The 6,463-nt window shown below is 63.2% G+C and carries 4 protein-coding genes and 2 pseudogenes; 2 read left to right on the forward strand and 4 right to left on the reverse strand.

Translation table 11 applies throughout. The features are described 5' to 3' along the window. The first annotated feature begins 149 nt into the window (after window positions 1–149). Both AB5Y64_RS16495 and AB5Y64_RS16500 read left to right on the forward strand, forming a co-directional pair. Window positions 150–923, forward strand: a complete 774-nt coding sequence (locus AB5Y64_RS16495; protein WP_219596321.1) for a hypothetical protein — start codon at window positions 150–152, stop codon at window positions 921–923. Window positions 924–1,261: 338 nt separating this feature from the next. Then, the gene (locus AB5Y64_RS16500) at window positions 1,262–1,666 is read left to right on the forward strand and encodes a hypothetical protein (protein WP_010672394.1); all 405 of its coding nucleotides are present in this window, start codon (window positions 1,262–1,264) and stop codon (window positions 1,664–1,666) included. Between the two features lie 93 nt (window positions 1,667–1,759). On the opposite strand, the gene AB5Y64_RS16505 is transcribed toward AB5Y64_RS16500, so the two are convergent. The 4 genes and pseudogenes from AB5Y64_RS16505 to AB5Y64_RS16520 all read right to left on the reverse strand — a co-directional run bounded on the left by AB5Y64_RS16505 (window position 1,760) and on the right by AB5Y64_RS16520 (window position 6,360). Further along, window positions 1,760–2,980: an aromatic amino acid transporter gene (locus AB5Y64_RS16505; RefSeq protein WP_039041010.1), complete on the reverse strand. Its 1,221-nt coding sequence runs from the start codon at window positions 2,978–2,980 to the stop codon at window positions 1,760–1,762. A gap of 198 nt (window positions 2,981–3,178) precedes the next feature. Beyond that, window positions 3,179–4,393: pseudogene (locus AB5Y64_RS16510) on the reverse strand (aromatic amino acid transporter). 70 nt (window positions 4,394–4,463) lie between these two features. Then, window positions 4,464–4,943, reverse strand: a pseudogene (locus tag AB5Y64_RS16515) (beta-eliminating lyase-related protein); the annotation flags it as partial. After that, a complete protein-coding gene (locus tag AB5Y64_RS16520) occupies window positions 4,942–6,360 on the reverse strand; it encodes an IS66-like element ISAs21 family transposase (RefSeq protein ID WP_004576012.1) in 1,419 nt (472 codons plus the stop codon). The gene AB5Y64_RS16520 and the pseudogene AB5Y64_RS16515, both read right to left, overlap by 2 nt. Window positions 6,361–6,463 lie beyond the last annotated feature (103 nt).

Genomic DNA, 6,463 nt, shown 5'->3' on the forward strand with positions numbered 1-6,463 from the left:
CCCTTGGTTGGCGTTCATTCGGGCAAGGCGGGACGGGAGGCGGCCTGGAGGATGTCCACGGGCGGACGGCAGAAAGCGCTGGACCGGGCAACCCCCTGGGCTAGGATGGGACTGTCACCCTTTGCAACCACCGCTCTGACAGGGACACCATGGCGCAGGTTTCAGGATACCGCTTCTTCGCTCTTTCACTGCTCTTGCTGCTGGCCTTCCAGGTATGGGGGGCGCAAGGCAGGGGCAACATCACACTGGTGAGCTCCCTTGAAACCAGGGAGTCCCCCTATGGTCGCTGGCTCGATCTCATCTATCGGGATGCGTTCGCCCGCCTGGGCTATGACTTCCAGTACCAGGGCTACCCCGGGGGACGGGCCCCCCTGCTGGCAGAGCAGGGACAGGTCGATGGCGAGATCCACCGCGCCGCCAGCTACCAGCAGCAGACCCGCACCCTCCAGCGCGTGCCCGAGCCCCATTTCGCCGTCTCCTATCAAGCCTATGCCCACCAGCCCGGGATCCAGTTGCAGGGGTGGCACAGCCTGCAGGGCACCGGTTATCGGGTCGAGTTTCGCCGTGGCGCCAAGCTGCCGGAGATGATGCTGGGCAAGGTGGTGGCACCGGACCGGCTCTTTGCCATCGCCACCGCCGAGCAGGGGATGGGCAAGCTGCTCAAGGGGCGCAGTGACCTCTATGTGGAGCAGACCCTGATTGCCAGCCAGGCCCTGGCCGCCCTGACGCGCCAGGACCCGGGCTATGCCGGCATCTACTCCGCCGGGGTGATGGAGCTGGCCGATTCTTACGTCTATCTGCACGAACGGCATCAGGATCTGCTGGCCCCCCTTGCCGGCGTGATCCGGCAAATGAAGCAGGACGGCACGGTGGCGCGCTATGAGCAGCAGGCCATGGCGGCTGAGGGCACCAGCCAACCTTAACGTCCTCTTTTTCCGCAAGCCCTCCCGCGCCCTGACCATGCAGGAGACCCGGGGCGATCAATTCTGTCGCAGACTCATGGCCGCAGCGGGCACCCTGTTCGTCAACACCACGTTGACAAAAACGCCCCCTGTATCAGGGAACTCGCCATATAAAACCCCATCGACCTTGTGTTCATCTGGCTTGTGGCCAAAAGGCACCATGTCCGTCTGTGCATACCCCAAATCTTGCAACATCCCCCGCTCCGACCGCCCCATCATTTCGATGGAGTCGCGTCATCGTTCAGGCATATCTTCCCCTCGAGGCCCGTGCCAGGGCCCGATCACAGGAGCAATACATAATGAAAAAAGCAGTAACGGCCGCCTTGCTGGCCATGATGATGGCGGCCTCGGTTCAGGCGGCAGACAAGGTGACCACGGTGCCGGTGCACTTCGCCAAAGGCGCGCACAGCGCCAAGGTTGACGGCACCTTCTCCGGTTATGACACCATCAACTACACCCTGGGCGCCAAAGAAGGCCAGACCATGACGGTCGCCATCACCGGCAGCACCAATGCCAACTTCAACGTCTTCGCACCGGGCGCCATCCCGGGTCAGGCCGAGGCACTGGGCGGCGGCAACGTGGACACAAAATGGCAAGGCACCCTGCCCAAGTCGGGCAAGTACCTGATCCAGGTCTACCAGATGCGCGCCACCGCCCGTAAAGGCGCCAAGGTCCCCCACTCCCTGTCGGTCGGCATTCAGTAACCGACGCCAATATTGCCTGTGTGACAAGCAAGAAGGAGCCCATGAGGCTCCTTCTTTGTCATTGTGTGCTGGCACTGCGACCCGGGTAACGGCTCAGCCCTTGTAGGCGGGCAGCAGGTCCACCATGTTGAGCAGGTGGAAGGCGGCGGTCAGCACGCCGAACAGGATCACCAGGACGATCATGAAGAGGCCGCCGGGGGCGCGGAAGCCCTCGCCACCGTCTTCGCGCCGGGCCGCCCGCACCTTCCAGGCCAGCAGGGGCGGGATGATGCAGGTCCACAGGGTCGCTACGGCGCCCGCATAGCCGATGGCCACCAGGAAGCCGAACGGGAACAGCAAGGAGAGCACCAGGGGCGGCAGGAAGGTCACCGCCCAGGACTTGGCGCGGCCACCCCGGCTATTGTCGAACTTGAACAGATCCGCCAGGTAGTCGAACACCCCGAGCCCCACCCCGATGAAGGAGGAGAGGATGGCCGCCATGGAGAAGGCGTTGAGGGCGCTGGCCACCGCCTTGGACTCGATCACCGAACCGAGAGCCTTGAGCAGGGCATCCACGTTGCCCCCCTCTGCGATCACCGGGCCGAACTCGCTGCGGGGCAGGTTGCCAAAGACGCTCACCAGCCAGATGAGGTAAAACGCGAGCGCGATCAGGGTGCCCCCCAGAATGGCGCGGCTGGCGCGACGCTCTTCACCGTAGTAGGCGCGCATGGAGGAGACCGAATGGTGGTAGCCGAACGAGGTGAGCGCCACCGGCAGCATCACCAGGGCATAGGGGGCGTAGCTCACTTCGCTGCCCACCCGGTCGAGCAGCAGATCGAGGCGCACGTTCATCGACAGGCCCGAGATGCCGAAGGCAAAGCTCAGCCCCATCAGGATCACCAGCAACACCGAGATGCGGTCCACCGCCCGGGTGGAGTGCCACACCAGCAGGGAGAAGGCCAGGGTAAAGAGCACGGACGCCCACTGGCTGCCCATCCCCGTCATGCCGTCAATGATGAGACCGGCCGAGGTGATGTAGGCATAGAGCAGGATGCCGCCGACGAAATAAACGCTGAGATTGTTGAGGGCGTTGACCTTCTCCCCCAGCAGATCCCGGGTCACGGTATCGAAGGAGACGCGCAGAGGATAGCCCCGATAGGACTCCAGCAGCATCCAGCCGGAGACCGTCATCACCACCATGGTCAGTGCCACCGCGAGCATGGACCAGAGGGTCCAGGCGCCCGCCCCCGCACTCGGCAGCCCCAGCATGCCGGCCCCCACACAGACGCCGGCAATGATGCATGCCCCGCCCACCAACGATGGTTTCTGTTCCATTACTCCCCCAAACGGATTGTCGACTGGTCACGGCACACCGCCGTGCTTCTCCTGCGTTCGCCACTGCTGGCGCCGGGGGACTTTACCCTGCATGCCTTCGGGTATCAAATCCGGAGGGAAAATGGGGGGAAACGGGCCGGATCCTGCGCCCCATCCGTGGAATATGCTCGGGATGGGGCCAGGTTCAGCACACCAGGGTCAGCCGGTGTAGACGGGCAGCAGACCCGCCATGGCCATCAGGTGGAAGATGGCGGTAAGCACCCCGAAGACGATGACGGCCACCACCATGGGCTGGCCGCCGGGAGCCTTGAACCCCGCCTCGTCCGGGGCCAGCTCCCGGGACTTCTTCGCCAGCAGGGCCGGGATGATGCAGGCCCAGACGGTCGCCGCGGCCCCGGCATAGCCGATGGCCACCACGAAGCCGAACGGGAACATCAGGGAGAGCGCCAGGGGGGGCAGGAAGGTCACCGCCCAGGACTTGGTGCGACCGGCGCGGCTGTTGTCGAACCGGAACAGATCCGCCAGATAGTCGAACACCCCGAGCCCCACCCCGATGAAGGAGGAGAGGATGGCCGCCATGGAGAAGAGGTTGATGGCCTGGGAGACCTGCCTGGACTAGATCACCGAGGCCAGCGCCCCGAGCAGCACATCCACGTCGCCCCCCTTGGCGATGACGGGGCCGAAGGCGGGACGAGGCAGGTTGCCGAAGATGCTGAGCAGCCACAGCAGATAGAGCGCCAGGGCGATCAGGGTCCCCCCCAGGATCGCCTGCCTGGCTTTCTGCTCCTCGCCGTAGTAGGCGCGCATCGATGCCACCGAGTGGTGGTAGCCAAACGAGGTGAGCGCCACCGGCAACATGGCCAGGGCGTAAGGGGCGCGGCCCAGCTCCTCGGCAAAGGAGTTGAACAGCTTGGCGGTGTCGACCTTGCTGGCAAGCCCGGAGACCCCGAACACGAAGCTCAGCACCATAAAAACGATCAGGACGACCGAAATCCTGTCCACCGCCCGGGTCGAATGCCAGACAAACCAGGAGAACACCAGCACAAACAACACCGAGGCCAGCTGGCTATTGATGCCCAGCAGGCCGCCCAGGATGAGACCCGACGAGGTGATATAGGCATAGAGCAAAATGCCGCCCACGAAATAGACGGTGAGGTTGTTGAAGAGATTGATCCTGCGACCGAGCAGATCCTTGGTCACCGAGTTGAAGGAGGCAGTCAATGCGTAGGGTTTCAGGGCTTCCAGCAGCATCCAGCCTGAAACCGTCATGATGACCATGGTGAGAATGATGGCGAGGGTTGACCAGCTGGTCCAGGCCCCGGCTCCCGCGCTCGGCAGCCCCAGCATGCCGGCACCGACACAGACGCTGGCAATGATGCAGGCCCCTCCGATGACGGACGGTGTTGATGTCATGTGTGTCACTCCAAATCTTTCACAGAGCAGTGAAAAAAAAGGGCACAGAAAAATCTGTGCCCCTGACTCGTTATGCTTCTATCAATTTTTTCTGCGTCTTGCCGGCTGACGGGTCGTTATGCTCGACCTCTTTCAGTCTGGCGGTGAAGTGACGCAGCACGGCCGGCTCGTAAATGAAGTCCAGCCCCTTCACCCGGTGGGCGTTCTTCTTCACCTCGCCGAAGGCCTCGATGACAAAGTCCATGTGGGTCTGGGTATAGGTGGCACGGGGGATGGTCAGGCGCAGCAGCTCCGCCGGGCAGGGGTGCTGCTTGCCGGTGGCGGGGTCGCGCCCCAGCAGCAGGGAACCTATCTCCACCGCGCGGATGCCGGCGACCTTGTAGAGCTCGCAGGCCAGGGCGTGGGCCGGGAACTGATCCGCCGGGATGTGGGGCAGCAGCTTGCCCGCATCCACGAAGGCCGCATGGCCCCCTGCCTGCTGGCACACCACGCCGATGGCCTCCAGCCCGTCCACCAGGTACTGCACCTGGCCGATGCGATGTAACCGTTCACCGGGACGGTGTTGACAGCACCAACTCCTCCGGGAACGGGTAGTCGGTTTTCTCGATGCAGGACCTGACAACTGCCCTCAGCCACTCCTGCGGGCAGCGGCCCAATCGCTTGGCCGTCTCCACCAACGATAGGATACGCTGCCTGAACTGCTCGCCTCGATGCGACCAGACGCCATAGCTTCCCTTGCGCCACAGCACATAGCCACGCAGCGCCCGCTCCGCTTCATTGTTGGTCAGCGCTATCTCGTCGTTTTCCATAAAACGCCATAGCATCTCATCGTCCTTGAGCAGTAACTGGCAGCGCCCACGGTAGCGCTTGGAACACAGTACACTGCCCCGCTCCAGCTGCCTTCGCCAGCTTTGCCGACATCGCTGCAACCTTCGCTGGTACTGCTCCCGGCTTAAGCAGCCTTGTTCATAGCCATGCCGGGTTCTGAACACCGTGTCAGCCAGCAGTACCAGCCGGGCTCCGATAGGCTGGTTGACGGCGTCGCTACTCTCGGCAATCGCCGCCACGTTGCGCAGCACATGCGCCCAGCACAGTTGGCGCTGGGCGCTGTCGATGAAGCGGTATCCCGCATACTGGTCGGTCACCAGCACCCCATCAAGCTCACTGCCCAGCAACCGCTTCGCTGCCTCCTGACCGCGGCCAAACGCCGTCATGAAGCAGACCGCGACCTTGCTCAGGGCCAGCCACATCCAGCGTCGCTCACCGCCCCGCTGGTGCCGGGTTTCATCGGCATGGATGATGGCGGCAGACTGCACTTGCTGTTTGATGGCTTGGTGGGTCGGGGTGAGCATGGCGCTGACCCGGCCTTGCGCTTCACTGATGGCGCCTCGGCTAAAGCTCAAACCGAAGTGCTGCTTGAGCTGCTGCTGTATCTTGCTGATGCTCTGGTGGAACTGACCACTCTGCAAAGCGATATAGCTCAGCAGATTAGCCCCCATCTGGCTGTGGCTCACCGTATCGGGCAGGGCTGCTTCACTGGTGGTGACGCACCCACGGCAGGTGCCCCGATACAGCTGATGCTCTGTCACCACATAGCTGACCTCGGGCAGGTCAAACACCTGATGAACCCGGTAGGGCTTGTCATGGGACACCACCTGCTCACCACAGCAGGCGCACTGCCGGGCAGGATAGTGTGGTATTGCCGTCAGTCGGTCGTCCTCAGGATGACGTTCACGCCGCTGCCCCTTGTGGCCAGGCTGGGCACCACGAGCCTTGCCGGAAGCGGGGCGCTTGCGCGCAGGCGGGGTCCCCGAGCCATCAGTGGAGGGGGGCTTGGAGGAGTTATTGCTGTTTTGGTTGAGGCGGTCTTCAAGCTCGGCGATGCGCGCCATCAGCTTGTAAATCAGCTCGTTGGCTTGCTCGAGGGTCAGCGGCAGGCCGGGTGGTGGCGTAATGGGTTTGCTCATGACGTGATGGTGCCAAGCTGGCGGGATCAGGCAAGGGGCAACAGTGGATCAAGGGATGATCGTCTCACTTTTTCCTGTCAATGCCATCTGGGTGAACAGTTAC

The sequence above is a fragment of the Aeromonas sp. R5-1 genome, from assembly GCF_040908265.1.
Lineage (GTDB): Bacteria > Pseudomonadota > Gammaproteobacteria > Enterobacterales > Aeromonadaceae > Aeromonas > Aeromonas caviae.

What these genes read in the sequence shown, in the direction of transcription:
- AB5Y64_RS16495 (WP_219596321.1), top strand. Translation starts at nt 150, where the DNA reads ATGGCGCAGGTTTCAGGATACCGCTTCTTCGCTCTTTCACTGCTCTTG.
- AB5Y64_RS16500 (WP_010672394.1), top strand. Translation starts at nt 1,262, where the DNA reads ATGAAAAAAGCAGTAACGGCCGCCTTGCTGGCCATGATGATGGCGGCC.
- AB5Y64_RS16505 (WP_039041010.1), bottom strand. Translation starts at nt 2,980, where the DNA reads ATGGAACAGAAACCATCGTTGGTGGGCGGGGCATGCATCATTGCCGGC.
- AB5Y64_RS16520 (WP_004576012.1), bottom strand. Translation starts at nt 6,360, where the DNA reads ATGAGCAAACCCATTACGCCACCACCCGGCCTGCCGCTGACCCTCGAG.